The organism is Halorientalis sp. IM1011, from assembly GCF_001989615.1.
Classification (GTDB): domain Archaea; phylum Halobacteriota; class Halobacteria; order Halobacteriales; family Haloarculaceae; genus Halorientalis.
Genome location: NZ_CP019067.1, coordinates 3,219,791 through 3,241,788, shown reverse-complemented (window position 1 = coordinate 3,241,788; position 21,998 = coordinate 3,219,791). Strand labels below are relative to the sequence as shown.

General features: G+C 67.1%; 25 protein-coding genes. 13 read left to right on the top strand and 12 right to left on the bottom strand.

Annotation, left to right across the window (positions count from 1 at the left end):
• The first annotated feature begins 35 nt into the window (after positions 1-35).
• Together BV210_RS16820 and BV210_RS16815 are read left to right on the top strand one after the other, a co-directional pair.
• Positions 36-1,076: a presenilin family intramembrane aspartyl protease PSH gene (locus BV210_RS16820; RefSeq protein WP_077207775.1), complete on the top strand. Its 1,041-nt coding sequence runs from the start codon at positions 36-38 to the stop codon at positions 1,074-1,076.
• Between the two features lie 31 nt (positions 1,077-1,107).
• Positions 1,108-1,308, top strand: coding sequence for a hypothetical protein (locus BV210_RS16815; RefSeq protein WP_077207774.1), 201 nt, complete (start codon positions 1,108-1,110; stop codon positions 1,306-1,308).
• Positions 1,309-1,321: 13 nt separating this feature from the next.
• Here the strand turns inward: BV210_RS16815 and BV210_RS16810 are convergent, their stop codons facing one another.
• Both BV210_RS16810 and BV210_RS16805 read right to left on the bottom strand, forming a co-directional pair.
• Entirely contained in the window at positions 1,322-2,326 is a 1,005-nt protein-coding gene (locus BV210_RS16810; protein WP_077207773.1) for an ornithine cyclodeaminase family protein, read from the bottom strand.
• Between the two features lie 109 nt (positions 2,327-2,435).
• Positions 2,436-2,669 carry a hypothetical protein gene (locus tag BV210_RS16805; RefSeq protein WP_077207772.1) on the bottom strand — a complete coding sequence of 78 codons (234 nt, stop codon included), beginning with the start codon at positions 2,667-2,669 and terminating at the stop codon, positions 2,436-2,438.
• A gap of 410 nt (positions 2,670-3,079) precedes the next feature.
• Here BV210_RS16805 and BV210_RS20350 point away from each other — a divergent pair, with 410 nt between their 5' ends.
• Positions 3,080-3,244 carry a hypothetical protein gene (locus tag BV210_RS20350; RefSeq protein ID WP_172824915.1) on the top strand — a complete coding sequence of 55 codons (165 nt, stop codon included), beginning with the start codon at positions 3,080-3,082 and terminating at the stop codon, positions 3,242-3,244.
• 170 nt (positions 3,245-3,414) lie between these two features.
• A complete protein-coding gene (locus BV210_RS16800) occupies positions 3,415-4,662 on the top strand; it encodes an MFS transporter (RefSeq protein ID WP_084802708.1) in 1,248 nt (415 codons plus the stop codon).
• On the opposite strand, the gene BV210_RS16795 is transcribed toward BV210_RS16800, so the two are convergent.
• Together BV210_RS16795 and BV210_RS16790 are read right to left on the bottom strand one after the other, a co-directional pair.
• The gene (locus BV210_RS16795; protein WP_077207770.1) at positions 4,628-5,065 is read right to left on the bottom strand and encodes a DUF3054 domain-containing protein; all 438 of its coding nucleotides are present in this window, start codon (positions 5,063-5,065) and stop codon (positions 4,628-4,630) included. The genes BV210_RS16800 and BV210_RS16795 overlap by 35 nt on opposite strands.
• Before the next feature lie 49 nt (positions 5,066-5,114).
• Positions 5,115-5,693 (bottom strand): class I SAM-dependent methyltransferase, encoded by a 579-nt coding sequence (locus BV210_RS16790; RefSeq protein WP_077207769.1) that lies wholly within the window; start codon positions 5,691-5,693, stop codon positions 5,115-5,117.
• Positions 5,694-5,766: 73 nt separating this feature from the next.
• Between BV210_RS16790 and BV210_RS16785 the strand changes: the two genes are divergently transcribed.
• The 5 genes from BV210_RS16785 (at position 5,767) to BV210_RS16765 (ending at position 10,940) form a co-directional block, all read left to right on the top strand.
• Complete coding sequence (locus tag BV210_RS16785; RefSeq protein ID WP_077207768.1) at positions 5,767-6,303, top strand: GNAT family N-acetyltransferase; 537 nt, start codon at positions 5,767-5,769, stop codon at positions 6,301-6,303.
• Between the two features lie 50 nt (positions 6,304-6,353).
• Positions 6,354-7,334, top strand: a complete 981-nt coding sequence (gene fen / locus BV210_RS16780; RefSeq protein ID WP_077207767.1) for a flap endonuclease-1 — start codon at positions 6,354-6,356, stop codon at positions 7,332-7,334.
• A gap of 58 nt (positions 7,335-7,392) precedes the next feature.
• Positions 7,393-7,854: a PH domain-containing protein gene (locus BV210_RS16775; protein ID WP_077207766.1), complete on the top strand. Its 462-nt coding sequence runs from the start codon at positions 7,393-7,395 to the stop codon at positions 7,852-7,854.
• A complete protein-coding gene (locus tag BV210_RS16770; RefSeq protein WP_077207765.1) occupies positions 7,851-9,464 on the top strand; it encodes a PH domain-containing protein in 1,614 nt (537 codons plus the stop codon). Before BV210_RS16775 ends, BV210_RS16770 begins: the two co-directional genes overlap by 4 nt.
• 63 nt (positions 9,465-9,527) lie before the next feature.
• Positions 9,528-10,940, top strand: a complete 1,413-nt coding sequence (locus tag BV210_RS16765; protein WP_077207764.1) for a class II fumarate hydratase — start codon at positions 9,528-9,530, stop codon at positions 10,938-10,940.
• A 36-nt stretch (positions 10,941-10,976) separates the two neighbouring features.
• Here BV210_RS16765 and BV210_RS16760 read toward each other — a convergent pair whose 3' ends face one another.
• The 3 genes from BV210_RS16760 to BV210_RS16750 form a co-directional block, all read right to left on the bottom strand.
• Positions 10,977-11,156: a hypothetical protein gene (locus BV210_RS16760; protein ID WP_077207763.1), complete on the bottom strand. Its 180-nt coding sequence runs from the start codon at positions 11,154-11,156 to the stop codon at positions 10,977-10,979.
• 3 nt (positions 11,157-11,159) lie between these two features.
• Complete coding sequence (locus tag BV210_RS16755) at positions 11,160-11,687, bottom strand: DUF2243 domain-containing protein (protein ID WP_077207762.1); 528 nt, start codon at positions 11,685-11,687, stop codon at positions 11,160-11,162.
• Between the two features lie 80 nt (positions 11,688-11,767).
• The gene (locus BV210_RS16750) at positions 11,768-12,337 is read right to left on the bottom strand and encodes an SCP2 sterol-binding domain-containing protein (protein ID WP_077207761.1); all 570 of its coding nucleotides are present in this window, start codon (positions 12,335-12,337) and stop codon (positions 11,768-11,770) included.
• A 156-nt stretch (positions 12,338-12,493) separates the two neighbouring features.
• Here BV210_RS16750 and gatE point away from each other — a divergent pair, with 156 nt between their 5' ends.
• Positions 12,494-14,371, top strand: a complete 1,878-nt coding sequence (gene gatE, locus BV210_RS16745; RefSeq protein ID WP_077207760.1) for a Glu-tRNA(Gln) amidotransferase subunit GatE — start codon at positions 12,494-12,496, stop codon at positions 14,369-14,371.
• 1 nt (position 14,372) lies between these two features.
• Here gatE and BV210_RS16740 read toward each other — a convergent pair whose 3' ends face one another.
• Genes BV210_RS16740 through BV210_RS16730 form a run of 3 tightly spaced genes read right to left on the bottom strand, consistent with a single transcriptional unit; the run spans position 14,373 to position 16,474 of the window.
• The gene (locus tag BV210_RS16740) at positions 14,373-15,116 is read right to left on the bottom strand and encodes an RNA methyltransferase (protein ID WP_077207759.1); all 744 of its coding nucleotides are present in this window, start codon (positions 15,114-15,116) and stop codon (positions 14,373-14,375) included.
• Positions 15,116-15,640: a hypothetical protein gene (locus BV210_RS16735; protein WP_077207758.1), complete on the bottom strand. Its 525-nt coding sequence runs from the start codon at positions 15,638-15,640 to the stop codon at positions 15,116-15,118. The genes BV210_RS16740 and BV210_RS16735 overlap by 1 nt, the downstream gene beginning before the upstream one ends.
• Positions 15,641-15,688: 48 nt before the next feature.
• Positions 15,689-16,474 carry a YihY/virulence factor BrkB family protein gene (locus tag BV210_RS16730; RefSeq protein WP_077207757.1) on the bottom strand — a complete coding sequence of 262 codons (786 nt, stop codon included), beginning with the start codon at positions 16,472-16,474 and terminating at the stop codon, positions 15,689-15,691.
• Between the two features lie 148 nt (positions 16,475-16,622).
• Between BV210_RS16730 and folP the strand changes: the two genes are divergently transcribed.
• Positions 16,623-17,759, top strand: coding sequence for a dihydropteroate synthase (folP, locus tag BV210_RS16725; protein WP_077207756.1), 1,137 nt, complete (start codon positions 16,623-16,625; stop codon positions 17,757-17,759).
• 178 nt (positions 17,760-17,937) lie between these two features.
• On the top strand, positions 17,938-18,615 hold the full coding sequence (locus BV210_RS16720) for a 6-hydroxymethylpterin diphosphokinase MptE-like protein (protein WP_077207755.1): 678 nt from the start codon (positions 17,938-17,940) through the stop codon (positions 18,613-18,615).
• On the opposite strand, the gene BV210_RS16715 is transcribed toward BV210_RS16720, so the two are convergent.
• Together BV210_RS16715 and BV210_RS16710 are read right to left on the bottom strand one after the other, a co-directional pair.
• Positions 18,616-19,311, bottom strand: coding sequence for a hypothetical protein (locus tag BV210_RS16715; RefSeq protein WP_077207754.1), 696 nt, complete (start codon positions 19,309-19,311; stop codon positions 18,616-18,618).
• 72 nt (positions 19,312-19,383) lie between these two features.
• Positions 19,384-20,355, bottom strand: coding sequence for an NADPH:quinone oxidoreductase family protein (locus tag BV210_RS16710; RefSeq protein WP_077207753.1), 972 nt, complete (start codon positions 20,353-20,355; stop codon positions 19,384-19,386).
• 162 nt (positions 20,356-20,517) lie between these two features.
• Here BV210_RS16710 and BV210_RS16705 point away from each other — a divergent pair, with 162 nt between their 5' ends.
• Positions 20,518-21,948 carry an FAD-binding oxidoreductase gene (locus BV210_RS16705; RefSeq protein ID WP_077207752.1) on the top strand — a complete coding sequence of 477 codons (1,431 nt, stop codon included), beginning with the start codon at positions 20,518-20,520 and terminating at the stop codon, positions 21,946-21,948.
• The last annotated feature ends 50 nt before the right edge of the window (positions 21,949-21,998 follow it).

The window sequence follows — 21,998 nt, the reverse complement described above, 5'->3', positions numbered from 1 at the left end:
GCAATCCTGAAACGGGAGACGGGCGAGAGGTCGGTATGGAGCAGCGAACGCGCGCGCTCGTCGCGAGCGCATTCATCGGAGTGATCTTTCTGCTCGTGCAGTTGGGGGCGCTGGCGCTGGTCCAGCCGTTCGAGGCGGCCGGCTACCAGGCCGTCGAGGATCCCAGCGATCCGACGAACACCGTCGTCTACGTCGCGGCGATTCTGGTCGCGACCGGGCTCATGTTGCTGGCGATCAAGCTGAACGTGGACCAGCTCATCCGGGCGTTCGTCGTCTTCGCCGGCGTCTACCTCTCGTGGTACGTGTTCAGCGTGGTCGTCCCGGACGTCGTCACCTACGGGGAGTTCAACGTGATCGCGGTGGCGGCCGCGCTCGCACTCGGTGCGGCCCTCCTGCTGTATCCCGAGTGGTACGTCATCGACGCCTCCGGTGTCGTCATGGGAGCCGGCGCGGCGGGGCTGTTCGGGATCAGCTTCGGCCTGCTGCCGGCGATACTCCTGCTGGCTGTGCTGGCGATATACGACGCCATCAGCGTCTACGGCACAGAGCACATGCTGACGCTGGCTTCCGGCGTGATGGATCTCAAAGTCCCCGTCGTGCTGGTCGTGCCGCTGACCCTCTCGTACTCGTTCCTGTCCGCCGAGACGCCCGATCCGACGGGCGAAGTCGAGGGCGAGGCATCGGCCAACGGCGGCGAACCGGCGAGCGCGGACGAGATGGAGTCGGCCGAGACGGTCGACGAGGACCCCGAAGCGGACCCGATGGATCGGGACGCGCTCTTTATCGGGCTGGGCGACGCGGTGATCCCGACCGTCCTCGTGGCGAGCGCGGCTTTCTTCGCGCCGTCGTCGGTGCCGACCGTCGGCCTGCTGGGCCTCGTGGTCCCGCTCACGGCGCTGGCCGCGATGGTCGGGACCTTCGTCGGTCTCGCGGTGCTGTTGCGCATGGTGCTGAAGGGGCGGGCTCACGCGGGTCTGCCGTTGCTCAACGGGGGCGTCATCGGCGGCTACCTCGTCGGCGCGCTCGCGAGCGGTCTCCCCCTGCTGGAGGCGCTCGGCGTCGCCGGCTTCCTCTAGCTTTTTCCGCCCGCCGGCAGAACCGCCGGCCATGTCTGCCAGCGAGTTCCCGAGTTTCTGGACCGATCCCACCTACGTCTCCACGGTCGTGATGGTGCTCGCTGCCGGTGGGCTCATGTTCTACGCGGCGCTGACGCCCGGTGACCTCTCACCCGAGACCGTCGGATTCGTCCTCCTGTGGGTCTCGCTCCCGGCAACGATTGCATACGAACTGGCCCGACGGTTCGGGTGATCGGTGCGGCCGCTCACTTCCCGGTGAGTGCCTGACTGGCCGGCGCGAACTCGATGGATTCGCCGAGGTCGCGCTCCACGGCGCGTTCGTAGAGCATGTGTGCGGCGGCGACGGTCTCGATGGCCGTCCCCCCGCTGTCGAAGAGAGTGATCTCGTCGTCGCTCGTCCGGCCGGGTTCGACGCCGGCGACGACCTCGCCGAGTTCCGCGTGGACGTGGTCCTCGCCGATCTCACCCGCTTCGAGGGCCTGCATGAACGCGCCGGCGTCGGTCTCGGTGCGGGCGCGCAGGTCCGGGACGTACGTTGCCTTCGAGACGGTCTCGGCGTCGACTTCGCGCACGTCGGGATCGTACTGACCCATCGCGGTGACGTGGGTGCCGTCTTCCAGCAGATCGCCGTCGAAGACGGGTTCCGGGGCGTTCGTAGCCGTGATCACCACGTCCGCACCCTCGACGGCGGCCGCGCTGGAGGCGACGGCGGCGACGGTCGGGTCGAGCGCGTCGTTCATCTCCGCAGCGAACGATTCCCGGTGGTCCTTGGTCGGGGAGTACACGTCGATCCGGTCGAAGTTACGGACCGTCGTCGCGGCGCGCAACTGGCCACGTGCCTGAGCGCCGCTACCGATTATCGACAGCGTCGAGGCGTCTTCTCTTGCCAGTGCGTCGATCCCGACCGCGCCAGCCGCGCCGGTCTTGAACGGGTTCATGCTCGCGCCGTCCATGAGCGCCAGCGGCTCGCCGCTCTCGGCGTCGAACAGAGAGAGCATGAAGTGAGCGTCCTGCGCGCCGAACCCGGCCCCGTAGGTGTAGGTCCCCATCGCACCCGTATCGGGCAGGATGGCTAGATAGCCGGTGAAGAAGCCGGGTGGGTCGGCGTTCGGGAGTTTGGTCCGCGGTTCTGCCGGTGCGCCCTCGCCGCGCTGGCGGTACCCGTCCCGCACGGCGTCGACGTATTCGCCCGGGTCGGCGAGCCCGGCCAGTTCGTCGCTCCGGAGGAACAGCGCCTCTTTGGTCGTCATGCCCGCCCGTTCGAGCGAGTCACTCAAAGGTGTGCTGGAAGGGACGACGAGTGCCGCGGAATACGAGTAACAGTGAGAAGCAATGAGCGGATAGAGCAGAACCGACGGGTCAGTCGGCGGAGTACTGCGGCGTGTCCTGGGACGGCGGGGCCGTCTGCGTCGGCGCCGTCGCCTCGTCGACCGGCCCGTTGACGAACATCGCGTGCCCGATCAGCCCGATCGCGGCGAGCATCGCGATCGGAACGGCGACCGTGAAGGACAGTCCCGCGCCGATAAGCACAGCGCTGATTCCCGCCACTGACACCGGAATGAGGGCCAGAACGTAGTCGTAGTATCCCGTCATAACGTGGGCGAATATACGACGAATAGGGTAATAAGTGTTTCCCGTAGCCACTGGATAGTATCTGTTGTAGGCACCGAGTATCTACTCTAAACTTTGTTCGTGATGTAGATCAAACCACTGCATAACTTATGAAGATCGAACCGCCCGACAGCAGAGGGATAGATACTGACACTCCGTCGTCCGTCCGGTTTCGCAGTTGACGGCATGTTCAGTATCGACTGCCAGCGATGGCGACGCGTCGCAGGACCTGCGCGATATTGTGGTTTTTATTAGCGAGAATAGTGGCATATATTGGCTGCTCTGGGCCAGATAGTATTATATCGAGTGATAATTCGGAGCAAGTCCTTATGTGGACGGGCGGGAGAGTTCGGTATAAGGCGGAGAGGCGGCCACGACCGCCGAGTTCACACATGAGCATCCACAACACGGACACCGACGACGAAGCAGTCGACCCCCAGCAGCCACAGTGCGCCGAGCTCGACATCGGCGAAGACGAGTTCGTCATCTACGACCGGGACAACCACCGGGCCTGGATCCAGTCCAGCGTATCGGTCCCGGTCGACGAGAAGTGCTGATTCGAGTGGGCAGCCGTACTCCCGTTTCTCTCGATACCAGCAGTGACGGCGTTCCCCGTCGACCGGTCAACTGCGTGCAATCGACGCGTTGAAGCGGTTCAACGTGGAACACGCGGAGTGTGAACAGTAACGACCGATCGATCGTCGGTCTCGTGACGGTCGCGCACGCGATGGTCCACACCTACGAGCTGTCGATTCCGGTTTTGATACCCATCTGGCTCACAGAGTTCTCGGTGATCGACGTGGGGCTCGCCCAGTTCCCGGTCAACGAGGCGACCGTCGGCGCGCTCGTCACCGTCGGCTTCGCGCTGTTCGGCCTCGGCGCGCTCCCGAGCGGCGTTCTCGTCGACCGGATCGACGCCCGCCTGCTCATCACGGCCTGTCTGGTCGGTATGGGCGCATCCTTCCTGTTGCTCGCCGTCTCGCCGACGCCGGCGGTGATCGGCCTGGCGATGGCCGTCTGGGGCATCGCCGCTAGCGTCTACCACCCCTCGGGTCTCTCGCTGATCAGCCGCGGCGTCGAGCAGCGCGGGAGCGCCTTCGCCTACCACGGCATGGCCGGCAACGTCGGCATCGCCGTCGGCCCACTCCTGACGATCCTCCTCCTGCTGGCGTTCGACTGGCGCGTCGTCGTCGCCATCCTCGCGCTCCCCGCCGCATTCGCGGCGATCTACGCCTTTCGGGCGGATATCGACGAGCGCGCCGCCGTCGCGGCCACGGACGGCAGCGGAGAGAGTCCCGGTGACGGCGACAGCCGTGCCGGCGGAGGTGTCGACTCGCTCGGTGACTTTCTCACCCAGTCGCGCCACCTGTTCGCGGGCGCGTTCGTCGTCGTCTTCGCCGTCACGCTCTGTTCGGGCCTGTACTACCGGGGCGTCCTCACCTTCCTGCCCGAACTGCTGGACAATCTGGAGATCGCCGCCCTCGCCCCGGTCGAGTTCGGTGGTCGGACTCTCCAGCCCAGCCGGTACATCTACGTCGGCCTGTTGATGGTCGGGGTCGGCGGGCAGTTCGTCGCCGGGAAACTGACGGATCGGGGCCGCCCCGAGTTCGGCATCCTCGGCGGCTTCGCCGCGCTGGCCGTCGTCGCCCTGCTCTTCCTGCCGGCGGCGGCGCTCGGCCTCCCCGCGCTACTGGTCGCCTCGGCACTGCTGGGCTTTTTCCTGTTTTTCGTCCAGCCGTTCTACCAGGCGAGCGTCGCCGAGTACACGCCGGCCGGGAGTCGCGGACTCTCCTACGGGTTCACCTACCTCGGCGTGTTCGGTGTCGGCGCGCTGGGCGCGACGCTGGCGGGAACCATGTTGACCTTCTTCGCCCCCCAGCAACTGTTCGTCGTCCTCGCGGGGCTGGCGACGGTCGCGGCCGGTCTCGGCACCTACCTCGTCACGCGAGCGCCGTCGTCCCCTGCCGGGACGTGACGAACGCCAGCGTCAACCGCCAGACCACCAGCAGGACGCCCCCGACGAGGAAGGCGACGATGGCGAACGTCACCGCGGCGTTCCCGGGAAACACCGCCGTCGAACGGAGGGCCTGTGCGACGATATCCGCGCCGAGCCACGCGCCCAGTACCAGGGCCGTCGACCGCGTCAGGTCGCGCCGGTAATCCGTCGCGTAGACGCCCGCGGGTATCGCCACAATCAGCCAGCCGAGCAGGAACTCGGCGTAGGTGCCGACGATCCGGGCCGCGTTCGCGAGCCCGTAGCCGTGGCTGAGCTCCCCCATGAGGACGAACACCGCGATAGCCAGCAGGTCGCCGAGCAGGAACAGCGCCGTCCCCGCCGACGCGTCGACGCGACCCCTGGCCCAGTCGAGCGCAGTCATAGCCGGCTGTCGGGACCGACAGGACTTGGGTGTCCCGATTCCCCACTCATCACTCTTTGACGCCCGCGACGGTGTACTCGAAGCCGTCGCGTGGAATCGACGACGACAGCCCGGCTCCCCGGATCATCGCCACCAGATCCCCAGCGGCGAAAAACTGCGAGTCGAACCCGAAGACGTGCTCGGCGACGGCCAGCCCCCCGCCACGGATCGTGGTGGGATCGAACTCCAGACAGACCAGCACGCCCCCGGGTCGGAGCACGCGGGCCGCCTCCGAGACGACCGTCGCGGGCCGGTCCATGTGGTGCAGAGCGTCGAGGATCAACACGGCGTCGACCGACTCGTCGGCGACGGGGAGCCGTGCGGCGTCCCCCCGGACGCCTGCGACGCCGCGGTCCTGCGCCCGGGCGAGCATCCCCTGTGCGGCGTCGACCACGACGCCGTCGGGCACGTCGAGCGCCCGGACGCCCTGCCCGGTCCCGCCGCCCACGTCGAGGACGCGTTCGATATCCCGCTCGGCCAGCGAGAGCGCGGGCGCGAGCTTCCGCCGCCGGGTCGCGGGCTTCAGGTCGTACAGCCGGGCGATCCGGTCGAAGATCCCCACGTCGCCACTCCGGGTCTCGGATGCCATACCCCGGCTACCACGTTCGGGCCCTTCAGCACTGGGGGAAGAGTACAAGCGGCAGCGGCCCGTCGATCCGACGATGGAGTACGCCCTGCTGGGGTGGCCCCCGGACGGCCCGACCTTCCGACTGGACTACCGGCGGTTCAGCTACGCCGGGAAGTTCGTCATGTCCGGGACCGGCAAAGCGGTCGCCCGCGCGGACGAGATCGTCGCCGCCGTCGCGTTCAACGAGGACCGCACCGACGCCGACACCCTCTGGCTGCGCTACGTCACCGTCCGCGAGGACCACCGTGGAGAGGGGATCGGCCCCCAGCTGTGTCACTTCGCCGCCGAGCGTGCCCGCGAGCGGGGGTACGGACGGGTCAAAATAGCCGTCAACAACCCCTTCGCCTTCGAGGCGCTGTCGAAAGCCGGCTTCGCCTTCACCGGCGAGGAGACCGGCATCGCCGAACTCGTGATGGTCCGACCCGGTGAGCGTACGCGCGAGTCCTACCAGACCGGCCTCGACGTGTACCGCGAGCGGGACCTCTCGGATGCGGAGGCCGAATTTCTGCGCGAGCGGGACGGGCAGGATCCGCCGGCGACGATCCGGACGGTCCGGGCAGACGACGACTGACCGCCGCGTGGTCGGGAGATTCAAGCGGTGGCCGCCGCTACGGACGAGCAATGGGAAACGCAGACCTTCGCGATCTCGCGGTCATCGAGGACGTGTCCTACGACGACCTCGCGGGGTCGGTCGTGGCCGTCGACGCTCACAACTGGCTGTACCGCTACCTGACGACGACGGTCAAGTTCACCCGTGATTCGGCCTACACCACCGCCGACGGCGAGGAGGTCGCCAACCTGATCGGCGTCGTCCAGGGCCTGCCGAAGTTCCTCGAACACGACGTGACGCCCGTGTTCGTCTTCGACGGCGGCGTCACCGACCTCAAGGAGGCGGAGGTCGAGAAACGCCGCGAACAGCGCGAGAAGTACGAGGAGCAACTGGAGGAAGCCCGCGAGGAGGGCGATTCCGTGGAGGTCGCCAAACTCGACTCCCGGACCCAGCGGCTCACCGACACCATCGTCGACACGACCCGCGAGTTGCTCGCTCTCCTCGACGTCCCGGTCGTCGACGCTCCGGCGGAGGGTGAGGCCCAGGCCGCCCGGATGGCCCGCTCCGGGACCGTCGATTACGCCGGCACCGAGGACTACGACGCCCTGCTCTTTGGCTCGCCGCTGACGCTCCGGCAACTCACCTCGAAGGGGGACCCGGAGTGCATGGATCTGGACGCCACCCTCGCCGAACACGACCTCACGTGGGAGCAACTGGTCGACGCCGGCATCCTCTGCGGGACGGACTTCAACGAGGGCGTCACCGGGATCGGGCCCAAGACGGCGGTGAAGACGATCCGCGAGCACGGCGACATCTGGGGCGTCTTCGAGGCCCGCGACGTGTACGTCGAGAACGTCGACCGCATCAGGGACCTCTTCCTCGATCCGCCGGTCGCCGACGACGTGAGCTTCGACGCCGAGATAGAACCCGACATCGATGCGGCCCGGGCGTTCGTCGTCGACGAGTGGGGCGTCGCGGCCGACGAGGTAGAGCGCGGCTTCGATCGGATCGCGGACGCGACAGTGCAGACCGGGCTGGATCGGTGGACCTGACGGACGATCCGTGTCGCCATCCGGAACGTTTTCGGGCCTGCCGTCGGACTGACGGGGTATGAATGCCCTCCAGTCGCGCGTCAGGGTCCGGTGGGGGATCGTCGCGCTGGTCGTCGTGGCGATCCTGAGTGCCGGGGTCTACGCGCTCGACCGGTTCGTCATCGGGTTCTCCCCGTTGCTCGGCCCGGGCTTCGCGGTGGTCTCGCTCGTGCTCGCTATCGTGTACGTCCAGTTGCTCTACCGGAGCTGGGGCTACCGGCTCGACGACGACGCCCTGGAGCTCGAACGCGGCGTGTTCACGAACGTCGAGACCGCGGTGCCGTACGTCCGGGTCCAGCACGTCGACACCCAGCGCGGGCCCCTGGATCGTCTGCTCGGCCTCGGTCAGGTCGTCGTCTACACCGCGGGTTCGCGGGGCGCTGACGTGACCATCCCGGGCCTGACGCCCGACGAAGCGCGAGACCTGCGCAACCGGCTCCGGGATCTGGCCATCGAGAGCGAACCGGAGGACGCCGTATGAAACTCCACCCGCTGAGCGCCGTCACGCGGAGCCTCCAGCGGGGACTCGTCGCGGCGTCGATGGCCTTCGTTCTGACCGGCGCGGCGCAGTTCGCGGTCCCGGGCCTGGCCGACTCGTTCGGCCTGATCGCCGGCCTGTTCGTCCTCCTGTTCGTGGTCGGCGTGGCCTACGGCGTCGCCTACTACTACCGCTTCGAGTACGCACTGACGCCGGACACGTTCGACGTGGACTCGGGCGTGATCGGCCGGCAGGAACGGGAGATTCCCTACCGTCGCATCCAGAACGTCGACGTGACCGAGAGCATCTTCCACCGGATCGTCGGCGTCGCCGTCGTGAAGATCGAGACCGCGGGCGGCTCCGAGACGGAGGCGACGCTGAACTTCGTCGCCGCCGACGAGGCCCGCCGCCTCCAGCGAGAGATCCGCGACCGACGGGCTCGCGCCCAGGCGGCGGAGACGGACGCGACCGCAGGGGAGACGGTGTCGGCTGACCAGGCATCAGCCGACGCCGTCGACCGGGACGGGACCACCGACTCGTCCGAGACCCGCCACGCCGACCCCGAGGCGGTCGCCGACCGGCTCTCCCGGGAGCGCGAACTCGAACCCGAGACGCAACTGTTCGAACTCGGGTCGGCCGAACTGCTCGTGCTCGCGCTTACCTCCTTCCAGCTTGCCTCCATCGCCCTCCTGTTCTTTGGCTTCCCCGTCGTCGAGGATCTGATCGTCGGCGTGTTCGCACAGCTCACCGGGATCGAGGCACCGGTCGACGCGCTCACCGAAACGCCGGATCTGGCGATCCTGGTCGGGCTGCTCGCCGTCGCGTTCGGTGCGGTGACGGTGTGGGCCGTCAGCGCCGTCGTCACCTTCCTGCAGTACTACGGGTTCACGCTCGGCCGACAGGGCGACGATCTGGTGTACGAGCGCGGACTCCTCCAGCGCTACAGCGGGTCGATCCCGACCGACAAGATCCAGACGCTGACGATCCGCGAGAACGTCCCGATGCGCCTGCTGGGCTACGCCGGCTTCACCGTCGAGACGGCCGGGTACAGTCCGGGCCAGAGCGATCAGGGCCCCCAGTCGGCCATCCCGCTGGCCGATCGGACGCAAACGCTCGCGCTCGCCCGCGAACTCGAACCGTTCGGCGAGTTATCGTTCACGCGGCCGCCGAAACGGGCCCGACGACGCTACGCGGTCCGGTACGCCCTGGTCGTGCTGGGCCTGACAGCCCTCGCGTTCGGGATCTCGCGAGTCGTGACCGCCTTCGGCCTCTGGTACGCGCCGCTGGCCCTGCTGGCTGTGGTTCCGCCGGCCGCCCACCTGAAGTGGAAACACCGCGGCTACTGCGTCGGTGACGACCACTTCGTCGTCCGGGACGGCTTCTGGACCCAGAAAACACGAATCGTCCCGTACTACCGTCTCCAGACGGTGATCCACCGGCGGACCGTCTTCCAGCGCCGACTGGATCTGGCCCACCTGACCGCCGACACCGCGACGGCGTCGCTGCTGGGTCGAACCGACGCCACTGCCTACGACATCGACGCCGAGGTGGCCGCGGATCTCTACGATCTGAACCGCGAGCGGTTGCAGGCGAGTCTCCACGGTGGGAACTGACGGGCAGTCCTCGGTCCGGACCGTGTGCTTTTAGGACCGTTCCGGACGGAGATTCGGACGATCATGACCGACGAGGACTACCGTACGGAGCAGGACAGTCTCGGCGAGATGCAGGTCCCCGCGGACGCCTACTGGGGCGCACAGACCCAGCGCGCCGTGGAGAACTTCCCCATCTCGGACGTGACCTTCGGCCGCCGGTTCGTGCGCGCGCTGGGGATCGTCAAAAAGGCCGCCGCCCAGGCCAACAAGGAACTCGGCACGATCCCCGAGGACAAGGCCGACTGCATCGTCGAGGCCGCGGACGAGGTCATCGCCGGTGACCACGACGACCAGTTCCCCGTCGACGTGTTCCAGACCGGGTCGGGCACCTCCTCGAACATGAACGCCAACGAGGTCATCTCGAACCGCGCCACCGAGATCTACGGCGGCGAGATCGGTACCCGCGAGATCCACCCCAACGATCACGTCAACTTCGGCCAGTCCAGTAACGACGTGATCCCGACGGCGATGCACGTCGCCTCCCTCGAAGCGGTCCAGAAGGACCTGATCCCCGCGCTGGAGGTCCTCCGGGACGAACTCGAAGCCAAAGAGGAGGAGTTCGCGGACGTGGTCAAGACCGGCCGCACGCACCTGCAGGACGCGACGCCCGTCACGCTCGGCCAGGAGTTCGGCGGCTACCGCGCGCAGGTCGAGAAGGGGATCACCCGTGCCGAGGACACCCGGCACCACCTCGGCGAACTCGCGCTCGGCGGCACCGCCGTCGGTACCGGTCTCAATACGCATCCGGACTTCCCCGAACTCGCCGCGGAGTACATGAGCGAAGAGACTGGCCTCGAGTTCCGCGAGGCCGACAACCACTTCGAGGCACAGGCGGCCCACGACGCGATGAGCGAGGCCCACGGTGCGCTGCGTACCATCGCGGGCTCGCTCAACAAGATCGCCAACGACCTGCGCCTGCTGGCGTCGGGCCCGCGCAACGGCCTCGGCGAGATCGACCAGCCCGAGAACCAGCCCGGGAGCTCGATCATGCCCGGGAAGATCAACCCGGTCGTCGCCGAAGCGGTCAATCAGGTCCACAAGCAGGTCGTCGGCAACGACGCCGCGGTCTCGGCCGGTGCAGCCGAGGGCCAGATCGACCTCAACCTCTACAAGCCAGTCCTCGCGCACAACTTCCTGCAGTCCGCGAAACTACTCGCGAACGCCAGCGAGACCTTCGGTGAGAAGTTCGTCCACAAGCTGGAAGCCGACGCCGACCACTGCGAGGAGCGCGTCCAGCAGAGCATGGCGCTGGCGACCGCGCTCAACCCGGCCATCGGCTACGACAAGGCCAGCAAGGTCGCGAAGAAGGCCCTCGCCGACGGCAAGACGATTCGCGAGGTCGTCCTCGAAGAGGGCTACCTCGACGAGGACGAGGTCGACGACGTGCTCGACCCGATGAAGATGACCGAGCGCGGCATCCTCAGCGCGGACGACTAGCCGGGCCGAAGCTCCGCGGGACACGCATCGACTCGCTCACCGACGCTTTTCGTCCGATCCGGTCCATTCCATCCGCACCAGCAGACGGTCGACCAGCAGGACGGCGACCCCGACGGCCAGCAGGAGAGCCGGGACGACCGCCAGCAACACCACCCAGTGCGGGATCGGCGGCCCCCCGCCGACGTGCGCCGGCCAGACGGCCCAGGGTGTGAGCACGCCTCAGTCCCCCTCGGTGGCCCCGGCTTCGGTCCGTGTCCCCGTCCGGTAGACGTAGTAGCCGGCGGCGACGAAGAGGAGGCTGACCGCGATCCAGTGGGGGTTGTACGGACCGCCGAGCGACAGCGGTGTCCCGCCCGGTCCGACTGGCTGGTGGAGTCCCAGGAGCGCGTGGTCGACGACGGCGTCGTACACGTCGAAGACGCCGAGACCGATCAGCGCCGCGCCGGCCACCGGACGGACGGCGAGCGGGTTGGTAGTCCGTCGCTCGGCCCGCCAGAGGAGCCCCGCACCCACACCCGCGATCAGCACCATCCCGATGGAGAATAACCCGTCGGCTCTGAGATTCGTCCGGAGGCCCGGGAGTGTGTGCATCGGGTACAGTCCCGAGAGGAGGTGGTGCCACTGGAGGACGTGATGTAACACGAGCACGTCGATCAGGCCGCTGAAGCCGAACCCGAACACGCCTGCCCCCAGCAGCGAGCGGGTGGTCACAGCACGCGACTCGGCGTTCGCGTTCACGTCGTCCATACACCTGCTTCGCTCCCGGGGCGGAAAGTTCCGAACGCAACCTCTCCGAACGAAGACGCAAGGGTGCGGGAGCTAACCTGTTACTCCGGCAGCTTCTCGGCGAGTTTGCCCATCGTCGTCGCGAGTTGATCGCCGGTGGCCTCGGAGCCCTCCATCTCGAACTGGTCGTCCTCGTAGCCGGCGACGGGGTCGAGCTGGCCGGTCGTCAACGCCGTCAGCGTGTTGGCAGGCCCGCGGATCTCCAGGTCCGGTTCGTCGGCCAGTCCCGCGCCGCCCGAGACCGAGCCCTCGTCGGCATCGAGTTCGAGGTGGCTCGCCATCGGGGCGTCGGTCGCCTCGAAGTTCACGGTGGTGTCCTGCTCGATGGACTGCTGGACGTCGGGGCTGAACTGGGCCAGCAGTTCGACGCCCTGCCACTGGAGTTCCTGAAACTGGTCGACTGTGTCGGGGTTCTCTTCGGCGAACTCGGCCACGTCCACGTCGCCGACGCGGTCGATCACGTCGGCCAGGAGTAGCGGGTTCTGCAGTGCCAGCACTTCGACCTGCCCTTCGATATCGTCGAGGACGGCCGGCAGTTCCTCGGTGAGTTCGTCCGTCGGGAGTTCCAGTACGTGTTCGACACGCTCCGCGAGGTCCTCGGTGTCGCTCATGGTCCTCGTTCACGACCGGCCTGCAAGTGCGTGTCTCGTCGGTTCCGAGGCGGTTTATCCGAGCGGCGAGTCGAGGCAGTGACGGGGGTGATGGCGAGCGATGGACGCTGACCGGAAGGGTGCGTTTTTTGACCGCCGGCCTCGCAGGTTCGGGCAATGACTGACGCGGACGCCTTCGACTACGAGGAACTGGGGCTGGTGGCCGGGCTGGAGATCCACCAGCAACTCGACACCGAGACGAAGCTGTTCTGTGCGTGCCCGACGGAACTCCGCGAACCCGAGGAGTCCACGCGGCGGTTCACCCGCTATCTGCACCCCACGAAGTCGGAACTCGGCGAGATCGACGAGGCCGCACTCGAAGAGAGCCGGGTCGACCGCGAGTTCGAGTACCTGGCCTACGACACGACCTGCCTGGTCGAGGAGGACGACGAGCCACCCCACCGCGTCGACGAGGAAGCGCTCGCGACGACGCTGGAGATCGCCCAGCTTCTCGACATGCACGTCGTCGATCAGGTCAACGTCATGCGGAAGATCGTCGTCGACGGCTCCAACACCACCGGGTTCCAGCGGTCGATGATGGTGGCCAACGACGGGCGGATCGAGACCAGCGAGGGGCCGGTCGGCATCGAGGACATGCTGCTGGAAGAGGAGTCCTGCCAGCGCGTCGAGGAGACCGCCGACGGAGTCCGCTTCAGCCTCGACCGACTCGGGATTCCACTGGTCGAGATCGGCACGAAACCCGACATTCGATCGCCCGAGCAGGCCAAGGAAGCCGCCAAACGGATCGGAATGTTACTGCGCTCGACGGGGCAGGTCAAGCGCGGCCTGGGGACCATCCGGCAGGACGTGAACGTCTCCATCGCGGACGGTGCGCGCATCGAGATGAAGGGCGTCCAGAGCCTCGACGACATCGACGACCTCGTCCGAAACGAGGTCCGCCGGCAGGTCGAACTCGTCGAGATCGCCGACGAACTCGCGGAGCGGGACGCCGCAGTGGGCGACCCTCAGGACGTGACCGAAGTCTTCGAGGACACCGATTCGGGGGTCATCGGCGGCGCGCTCGACTCCGGTGGGGTCGTGCAGGCCGTTTTGCTGGAGGGCTTCGACGGCCTCGTCGGTCGCGAAATTCAGCCCGACCGTCGACTCGGGACGGAGTTCTCCGATCACGCCAAGCGCCACGGTGCGGGCGGCATCTTCCACACCGACGAACTCCCGGCCTACGGCGTCACGGACGAGGAGGTCGAAGCGCTCCGGGAAGCCGTCGACGCCGATCCCGAGGACGCGGTGGCCATCGTCGCGGACGACCCCGAGACGGCCGAACTGGCCATCGACGCCGTCGCCGAGCGCGCCGAGACCGCGATGGAGGGCGTCCCCGAGGAGACTCGCGACGCGAACGAGGACGGTACCTCCCGGTACCTCCGTCCGCTCCCGGGCGCGGCCCGGATGTACCCCGAGACGGACGTGCCGCCGGTCGAACCCGATCCCGGAGAGGTCGAGACGCCCGAGTTGCTCACCGAGAAAGTCGAGCGCTACCGGGACGAGCACGGCCTCGGCGAGGGCGTGGCCGAGCAGGTGGCCTACGGCCGCCGCTGGGCGCTGTTCGAGGAGGCCGTCGCGACGGGTGTCGACCCGAACCTCGCAGCTCGAACGGTCGAATCGGACGTGACCGAACTCCGCCGGGACGACGTGCCCGTCGAGAACCTGACCGACCACCACTTTCGGGGCGTGTTCGACCTACTGGCCGACGACGAGATCGCCAAGGAGGGCGTCCCCGAACTGCTGACGGCGCTGGCGGAGAATCCCGACCTAACCGCGGCCGAAGCCGCAGAGCAGGAGGACCTCGGGAGTGCCGGCGAGGACGAGGTTCGCGAGGCCGTCGTCGAGGTCGTCGAGCGCAACGCCGAGCAGGTCGAAGAAGAGGGAATGGGCGCGTTCTCTGGCCTGATGGGCGAGTGTATGGGGGCGCTCCGCGGGCAGGCCGACGGCGACCTCGTGAGCGAAGTGCTGCGCGAGGAGATTCAGAAACGGGCCTGAGCTACTCGACCTCGTCGGGCCCGTCGCTCTCGGCCCGCTCGATTCGCTGCCCCGCCTTCCGAAATATCCCACGCAGAGTGCGGGCTTCCCGACCAGTCGGGTGGGCGCGGCCGACGAACCGCCGCCAGAGCCGTGCTGCCTTCGACCGTTTCTCCTCGGGATGACCGATGTCTTTCAGAAACTCTGCGAACTGGTCGTTGAGGCCCTCGACCGCCTGCTGATCCGCGCGCTCGTGGCGTTCGTCGGGGTGTTGGGTTTCGTCGACGGTCAGGTCCCGGAGTTCGTAGAGAACGATGTTCGCGGCCTGGCCCAGGTTCAGGACGGGGTAGTCGTCGCTGGCGGGGATCGAACAGACCTGGTCCATCCGGGCGAGTTCGTCGTTGGTGAGTCCGACGCGTTCGCGGCCGAAGACGACGGCCGTCTCGGCCTCGATCCCGGCGAGGTCGTCGGCCAGTTCGGCCGGTGTCTGGAACGGGTAGCGAACGTGTTTGGTGGCGTCCTCGTTGGTGACCGCCGTCGTGCCGACGGTGTGATACTCGGTGACGAGTTCGTCGAAGGTGAGTTCGCGGGCCTCGGGAAGCACGTCCTCGCGGGCCTGGCCGGCGAAGCCGTAGGCCTCGCCCTCGGGGTCGAGTTCGGGCGGGTTCACCAGCAGCAGTTCGTCGAGACCGAAGTTCTTCATCGAGCGGGCGATGGTGCCGACGTTGCCCGGTTCGGTCGCGTCGACGACGGCGACGGAGACCATCAGAGATCCAGATCGCTGAGGTCGACCCCCAGGTCGTCGAGTTTCTCGTCGTCGAGTTTCTCCAGTTCCTCTTCGAGGGTCGGCATCTCGTCGACGGGATCGGGGGCCGGGATGTCGTCGGCGTCGGTGTCGACGTGGTCCACGCCGCCGTAGCCCTCGGGAGCGCGCCCCCCGTCGTCGAACCAGGCGTGGAAGGCGTCCTCCAGTTCGGTGTCGCCGGCGTACGATTTGCCGCCGTCCTCGCGGAACCAGTAGAGGAAGTCGGCCTCGTGTTCGGGGCAGAGCAGCACCTCCCCGAGGGGTTCGCCGTAGACGATGCGGGCGACGTTGCACTGCTGGATATCGTCCTCGCCGTGGATCAGGTAGCAGGCGTCGCAGGGTTCTCCCATCATCGTCGAGAGGCGGACGATCCGGTCGCGCGTCTCGGGGTCCATCGTCCCGAGCGGCTTGAGATCGCCGTCCTCGTCGAACACCTCGTCCTCGTCGAACCGCCAGCCGCGCAACCCGATGTTGACCTTGCCCATACACGCGTCTTCTCGGCCGGGAGTCAAAAAGAGCGCGTCTCGGGCCGATCAGACGCCCCGCCCCGCGAGCGTCGCGTTGACGGCTGCCCCCACCAGCAGGACGATGCTGGCGAAGTACAGCCAGGTGAGAAAGAGGACGACAGCACCGAGTACCCCCAGCACCGCGTACTTCTCCGCACGCCCGACGTAGATTCGGAACACCATCTGGAGGCAGATCCAGCTCACCGCCGCCAGCACCGTCCCCGGAAGCACGGTCCGCAAGGAGACGTCGTCCGGCGGGAGCACGTAATACAGCGGGAAGAAAAGACAGATCAGCCCGGCCAGAAGCCCGGCGACACTCACGACGACGAAAGTGGTGTTGCCCGACAGAATCGGCGCAACGTTCCGGAGGGCACTGATGCCTACCATCGCGACCACGGCCAGACCGACAGTCACCGCCACTGCCAGCCCGTCTTTCACCTGTTTTACCAGCGACACCTCCGGCTCGGCGTCGTAGATCTCGACGAAGGCGACCTTCATCCCGCGGAAGACCTTCAGCGCTCCCCAGACCAGCACGAGTATCCCCAGGAGGCCAGCACCCACGTTGTGGGCGGTGCTGTTCAGCACCTCGGCGACGATCTGCTGCCCTGCCGAGGAGAGATACACGGAGAGAGTGCTGGTGATTTCTCGGGTAAACGCCTGGCCCCCGATCACCGACCCGACCGAAATCACGAGCAGGAGAATCGGCACGACCGAGACGAACGCGTAGTACGCGAGGCTCGCGGCGAGTATCGTGAGGTTCTCCTGCCGGGAGACGTCGATCGTGGCCCGGACGTGGTCTACGAGCGTCGCCATCCTATCCCAACTTGTTTGCACCGCTTTGAGGGCTTTTTGTGGGGTTAGCGCGACTTTCGGTGTGACCGAATCGGTTGCAGCGTACTAATCGATCCGTGAGGTCGGTCGCGAACCGTTCGCTTTTGGTGCCGTCGCCCGACGCTCCCCCATGCGCAACGTCGACGCGGCCGGGCTGGGCATCGGTGACGACTATCCGCCCCGCATCATGGGCGTGCTCAACGTCTCCAGCGAGTCGCCGTACGACCCCAGCGTCTACGACGACCCCGGCGACGCCGCCGAATACGTCGACGAAGAACTCATCGGCGAAGGGGCCGACATCGTCGACGTGGGGTTGGAGTCGGCGAACAAAAAGTTCGGCGTACTCTCGGCCGAACAGGAACTCGATCGCCTGGACACCGCCGTCGAGACCATCGAGAGCGTCTCCGGCGACGCCGTCTTCTCCATCGAGACCCGCTACCACGAGGTCGCCGAAGCCGCACTGGACCGGGGGTTCGACATGGTCAACGACATCTGCGGGTTCGCCGACCCGGAGCTGCCCGAGGTCTGTGCCGACTACGACGTGGCCGTCGCGAAGATGGCCAGTCCGCCGGATCTGGAGCGACCGGGAGCCATCGAGGAAGTAGACGACATCTACGACGCCCTCGAACTGAACGGGTTCACCGACAAGACGATCCTCGATCCCGCGTTCGGCGGCTGGAGCGAGGACAAGACCACCGACGACGACCGCGAGACCTTCCGCCGACTCCGGGAGTTCCGCGGCTACGGCTACCCCCTTCTGGTCTCGATCAACCGCAAGAACTTCCTGCGGGAGATCGCCGGCCGGTCGACCGAGGAGGCCCTGCCCGTCAGCCTCGCGGCCACGTCCATGGCCGTCGAGCGCGGCGCACACGTGATCCGGACCCACGACGTGAAAGAGACCCGTGACGCCGCCCTGGTCGGCGAGGCGTTCGCTCGCGACCGCGTCCGGACACCCACAGTCGAAGAACTCGACGTGACCACAGCAGGCGAGGCTCGTCGCCACCTCGATCGGCTCGGGATCGACACGGCCTACGCCGAGGACGCCGTCGTCCGGACGTTCGAGGTGTCCGGGCTGGATACACCAGCCCGGGACCGACTCCTGAACGAGAGCGGCAAATACGGCGTTACGGCGGCCGAGGGGGCGGACGGTGCGCTCTTGCTCGTGGGGACGGACGGAGCGCTCCGGCGGCTAGCCAGGGGCGTCGACGAACCGGAGGCCGTCTCGACCGCTCTCTCCGGTGTTATGGATGGGCTATCCGAACAGTAAGCAGTGCTTAAGATAGTGATCGACCACACCCGGCAGAGAAGTCTGACGAAGAGAAAACTTATACCAGATGCGCCAAAACAGGGGGGTGAAGGCCGAAAGGGCACCCGGGTAGGGGTACCAGGTTGTGCCACTTCGGCTCACCTCGATTTATATAGGATCCAACCGGTGAGCAGTTAGTATGGAGTTTGCGACCTGGGAACCCGCCTACGCGGCCATCCTCGACGATTTCGGCTACGACCGTCACGGTGACGAACACGGACGGGACGTACTCGCCGAACTGGTGGGCCCCTTCGACCTCTCGGGACTGGATTTCGCCGGCCGGCGCGTCGCGATAGCGGGGGCTGGACCGTCGCTGGCGACCGAGACCGACCGAGCAGCCGACGCTGACGCCGTGATCGCTGCGTCGACGGCCGCAGATACTCTCCGAGACGAGGGAATTACCGTGGACTGCATGGTCACCGATTTGGACAAGAATCCCGAGACTGCCCGGGAGCTGACCGAAGAGGGTGTTCCCGTCGCAACCCACGCCCACGGCGACAACGTAGCGGCCGTCCGGGGGTGGGTGCCGACGTTCGACGACGAGCAGGTGCTCCCGACGACGCAGGCCGAGCCGGCGGGACCGGTCGAGAACTTCGGCGGGTTCACCGACGGCGACCGGGCGGCCTTCCTCGCCGACCACTTCGACGCGACCGAACTGGTGTTCGTGGGCTGGGACTTCGACGACCCGGACGTAGACGCGGAAAAGCGGCGGAAGCTCCGCTGGGCAGAGCGATTGCTCTACTGGCTCGAACGACGCAGGGAAGAGCGGTTCGACGTGCTGGACGGCCGGCGGGACGGGCTCTCGGTGCCGTGGTGATCAGTCGTCGAACCGCTGCTCTAGTTCTGTCAGCGCCCGCTCGACCACGGTGGCTTCGGCCAGTTGGAGCACCCGAATCACTTCGTCCGTGTACTCGACAGTCACCGAGGGGAGCCGACTGGCCAGCGGACCGCCGACCACGTCGCCCGGGTCGATCTCGGTCTCGAAGACGAAGGCGTCAGGGTACTCCCGCAACGGGTCGGTGAACGTGAAGTGGGTCTGGACGAGGTCGCGGACCTGCTCCCGATCGAGGGTGTCGACGGCGGCGGCCCAGAACTCGGACTCGGGCGACTCGACCAGCGGCCGGGCAGCCTCGGCCAGCTGACGCTGTCTGTCGAGTTGGGCCCGTTCGATGGCCTGGCGGCGGTCACCGCGAACGGACGTCCGGAGGTGGGCGAGGTACACGTCGGCCTCGCGGACGCGGTCCCGGTAGTCGACGAAATCTCCGTTCCCGTCGGCGGCGTAGGCCAGTACCGGTTCGAACTGGGCGAGGATCCGCCGTCGGTAGTCCTGTAGCTCCGGGCGGACGACGCGCTGGTCGAGGCGGCGATCTCGTTTCAGAAGTTTGCTGACGAGCCGACCGCTGGCTCCCGACTCACCACGCAACACCGCAACCACGTCGAACTCCTCGTAGGCGGTGTCGACGATGTCCTCGGCGAACTCCGTGAACCCGTCCCGGACGGCTTCGCGGGTCATCGTCCCGGCTAGGGACTGACCCTCCCTAATGGTACTGGTGCCTTCGGGCAGTGACACTACCGGACCAGCGGCTCAGGGCGTCAGGACGACCTTGCCGCTGGACTTGCGGTCCTCGATGTACTGGTGGGCCTCGGCGGCGTCGTCGAGATCGAAACTCGTCCCGACGATCACTTCGAGGTCGCCCGTCTCCAGTTGCTCGGTGAGTTTCGGGACGGCCTGGAACACGCGACCGGGGTCGCGGTACATGGCCTGTCCGAGGTGGTAGCCGATGATCGTGTGGTTGTTGAAGAGCAGGTCGGCGGTGTTGGGCTGGCCCGGCTCGCCCGAGGCCGCGCCGAAGGACACCATCCGGCCGAAGTGGGTCAGCGCCTTCAGGCTCTCGGTGGTCGTCTCGCTGCCGATACCGTCGAGTACGAGGTCGACACCGTCGCCGTCCGTGATGTCGTTCACCTGTTCGACGAAGTCCTCCTCGGTGTACTGGATCGGGTGGTCACAGCCGAGTTCTTCGGCCAGGTCGAGTTTCTCCTCGGTGCTCGCCGTGCCGAACACGTCGGCACCGGCGTTGCTGGCGAGCTGGACGGCGGCGGTCCCGACCCCGCCCGCGGCGGCGTGGATCAACACCGACTCGTCCTCGGTCATGTCGCCCCACTCGAACAGGCAGTTGTGGGCGGTGAGGAACTGGACGGAGAAGCCCGCACCCTCCTCGAAGGACATGTTCTCGGGGAGGTCGAACAGGCCCGCGGCGTTGGCGATGGCGTACTCGGCGTAGCCACCCTCTTCGACGAACCCCATCACCTCGTCGCCGACCTCGCGGCCGACACCGTCGCCGACGGCGTCGACGACGCCCGCGACCTCCATCCCGGGGACGTACGGCGGCTCGGGGCCGCCCTGATAGTCGCCGCGACGCTGCATGATGTCCGCGAAGTTGATCCCCGCGGCCTTCACCTCGATCCGGACCTCGCCCGATCCGGGCTCCGGTTTCTCCCGCTCTTCGACCGCTATGTTCTCGTTTCCGCCGAACTCTGTTACCTCAGCTACCTTCATGAGCTTACATTGGAAACCGCACTTTGTAAATCCACCCGGTTTGCGAGAACTTTGCTGACGTGGAGAGTTGTCGAGTCGGTTCGAACTGACGAACGAGTGGCGCGCGCCCCCAGTGGGTTGAACGACGTAGCTTTATACCGCATCGGACGCGGGTGTAATACAATGCCACACGACTGTTCGTTTCTGACGGACGTACTCCCCGACGAGCAGGTGTCGTTCGGCGACTCGGATCGGGACAACCACGCCGGCGACTGGGCCTCGGACAGCGCGGGCACGAGCGTCAAGCCCGACGCCGTCGTCTGGCCCGAGTCGACCGAAGACGTGTCGGCGGTCCTGTCGGCCGCGAACGAGCGCGGCGTGCCGGTGACCCCATACGCCGCCGGGACGAGTCTGGAGGGCAACCCCGTCCCCGAGTTCGAGGGTATCAGCATGGACCTGACGGAGATGGACGAGGTGCTGGACGTGCGCCCCGACGACTTCCAGATCGACGTGCAACCGGGCGTGATGGGGGACGTGATCGACGAGGAGGCCGCCGGGAACGGCCTCTTCTTCCCGCCGCTGCCTTCCTCGGGGGACATCTCCACCATCGGCGGCATGATTGCCAACGACGCCAGCGGGATGCAGACGGTCAAGTACGGGGAGATCGCCGACTGGGTGCTAGAGCTTGAGGCCGTCCTCGCGGACGGGTCGGTTATCACGGCCGGCTCGAAGGCCGTCAAGACCTCCAGCGGCTACAACCTCAAGGAGGTGCTGATCGGCAGCGAGGGGACTCTCGGTGTCGTGACGCGAGCGACGCTGGAACTGGAAGGCCGGCCCCAGCAGATACGGGGCGGGCGGGCGATCTTCCCGGCGCTCGACGACGCGGCCGAGGCGGTCATGGACGCCATCCAGTCCGGCGTGGACGTGGCGAAGATCGAACTCGTCGACGACGTGAGCGCCGAGATCGCCGCCGACTACGCCGACGACGACGCCGACCTGCCCGCGGACCCGATGGTCTTTCTGGAGTTCCACGCCAACCACGGCATCGAAGAGGAGATCGACTACTGCCGGTCGATCTTCGAGGGTCACGACGTGGAGCGCTTCGAGATGGCCGGGGAAGAGGAGATGGACAAACTCTGGAAGGCCCGCAGCGAACTGGCCTTCGCGATCCAGATGTGGGAGCCAGACCTCCAGCCGCTCCACCCCGGCGACATCACTGTCCCGATCAGTAAACTCCCCGAGATCATCCGCTACGCAAAGGACCGCGGGGCCGAGGACGACATCGTCGTCCCCTGCTTCGGCCACGCCGGGGACGGCAACGTCCACTACTCGGTCATGGTGAACCTGAGTGAGCCCGAAACGATCGCCGCCGGCGAGGAAGTCTACACGGACATCGTCGAACGGGCGATCGAGATGGGTGGGACCTGCACCGGGGAACACGGCGTCGGTCGCGGGAAGCGGAAGTTCCTCGTCTCCGAACACGGCGAGGAGAGCGTCGAGGCGATGCGCGCGATCAAACGGGCGCTCGATCCGAAGGACACGCTGAATCCGGGGAAGATCTTCCCAGAGACGGCGAAAGGTGAGCGGGTGCAGGCCGAGCCGACCGACGACTGAGAGCGTCAGAAGCCGTTCTCCAGCACGGTGGTTCTCACGGACCGATCCGG

Coding starts and splice junctions, on each gene's coding strand:
- BV210_RS16820 (WP_077207775.1), top strand. CDS start 36: ATGGAGCAGCGAACGCGCGCGCTCGTCGCGAGCGCATTCATCGGAGTG.
- BV210_RS16815 (WP_077207774.1), top strand. CDS start 1,108: ATGTCTGCCAGCGAGTTCCCGAGTTTCTGGACCGATCCCACCTACGTC.
- BV210_RS16810 (WP_077207773.1), bottom strand. CDS start 2,326: ATGACGACCAAAGAGGCGCTGTTCCTCCGGAGCGACGAACTGGCCGGG.
- BV210_RS16805 (WP_077207772.1), bottom strand. CDS start 2,669: ATGACGGGATACTACGACTACGTTCTGGCCCTCATTCCGGTGTCAGTG.
- BV210_RS20350 (WP_172824915.1), top strand. CDS start 3,080: ATGAGCATCCACAACACGGACACCGACGACGAAGCAGTCGACCCCCAG.
- BV210_RS16800 (WP_084802708.1), top strand. CDS start 3,415: ATGGTCCACACCTACGAGCTGTCGATTCCGGTTTTGATACCCATCTGG.
- BV210_RS16795 (WP_077207770.1), bottom strand. CDS start 5,065: ATGACTGCGCTCGACTGGGCCAGGGGTCGCGTCGACGCGTCGGCGGGG.
- BV210_RS16790 (WP_077207769.1), bottom strand. CDS start 5,693: ATGGCATCCGAGACCCGGAGTGGCGACGTGGGGATCTTCGACCGGATC.
- BV210_RS16785 (WP_077207768.1), top strand. CDS start 5,767: ATGGAGTACGCCCTGCTGGGGTGGCCCCCGGACGGCCCGACCTTCCGA.
- fen (WP_077207767.1), top strand. CDS start 6,354: ATGGGAAACGCAGACCTTCGCGATCTCGCGGTCATCGAGGACGTGTCC.
- BV210_RS16775 (WP_077207766.1), top strand. CDS start 7,393: ATGAATGCCCTCCAGTCGCGCGTCAGGGTCCGGTGGGGGATCGTCGCG.
- BV210_RS16770 (WP_077207765.1), top strand. CDS start 7,851: ATGAAACTCCACCCGCTGAGCGCCGTCACGCGGAGCCTCCAGCGGGGA.
- BV210_RS16765 (WP_077207764.1), top strand. CDS start 9,528: ATGACCGACGAGGACTACCGTACGGAGCAGGACAGTCTCGGCGAGATG.
- BV210_RS16755 (WP_077207762.1), bottom strand. CDS start 11,687: ATGGACGACGTGAACGCGAACGCCGAGTCGCGTGCTGTGACCACCCGC.
- BV210_RS16750 (WP_077207761.1), bottom strand. CDS start 12,337: ATGAGCGACACCGAGGACCTCGCGGAGCGTGTCGAACACGTACTGGAA.
- gatE (WP_077207760.1), top strand. CDS start 12,494: ATGACTGACGCGGACGCCTTCGACTACGAGGAACTGGGGCTGGTGGCC.
- BV210_RS16740 (WP_077207759.1), bottom strand. CDS start 15,116: ATGGTCTCCGTCGCCGTCGTCGACGCGACCGAACCGGGCAACGTCGGC.
- BV210_RS16735 (WP_077207758.1), bottom strand. CDS start 15,640: ATGGGCAAGGTCAACATCGGGTTGCGCGGCTGGCGGTTCGACGAGGAC.
- BV210_RS16730 (WP_077207757.1), bottom strand. CDS start 16,474: ATGGCGACGCTCGTAGACCACGTCCGGGCCACGATCGACGTCTCCCGG.
- folP (WP_077207756.1), top strand. CDS start 16,623: ATGCGCAACGTCGACGCGGCCGGGCTGGGCATCGGTGACGACTATCCG.
- BV210_RS16720 (WP_077207755.1), top strand. CDS start 17,938: ATGGAGTTTGCGACCTGGGAACCCGCCTACGCGGCCATCCTCGACGAT.
- BV210_RS16715 (WP_077207754.1), bottom strand. CDS start 19,311: ATGACCCGCGAAGCCGTCCGGGACGGGTTCACGGAGTTCGCCGAGGAC.
- BV210_RS16710 (WP_077207753.1), bottom strand. CDS start 20,355: ATGAAGGTAGCTGAGGTAACAGAGTTCGGCGGAAACGAGAACATAGCG.
- BV210_RS16705 (WP_077207752.1), top strand. CDS start 20,518: ATGCCACACGACTGTTCGTTTCTGACGGACGTACTCCCCGACGAGCAG.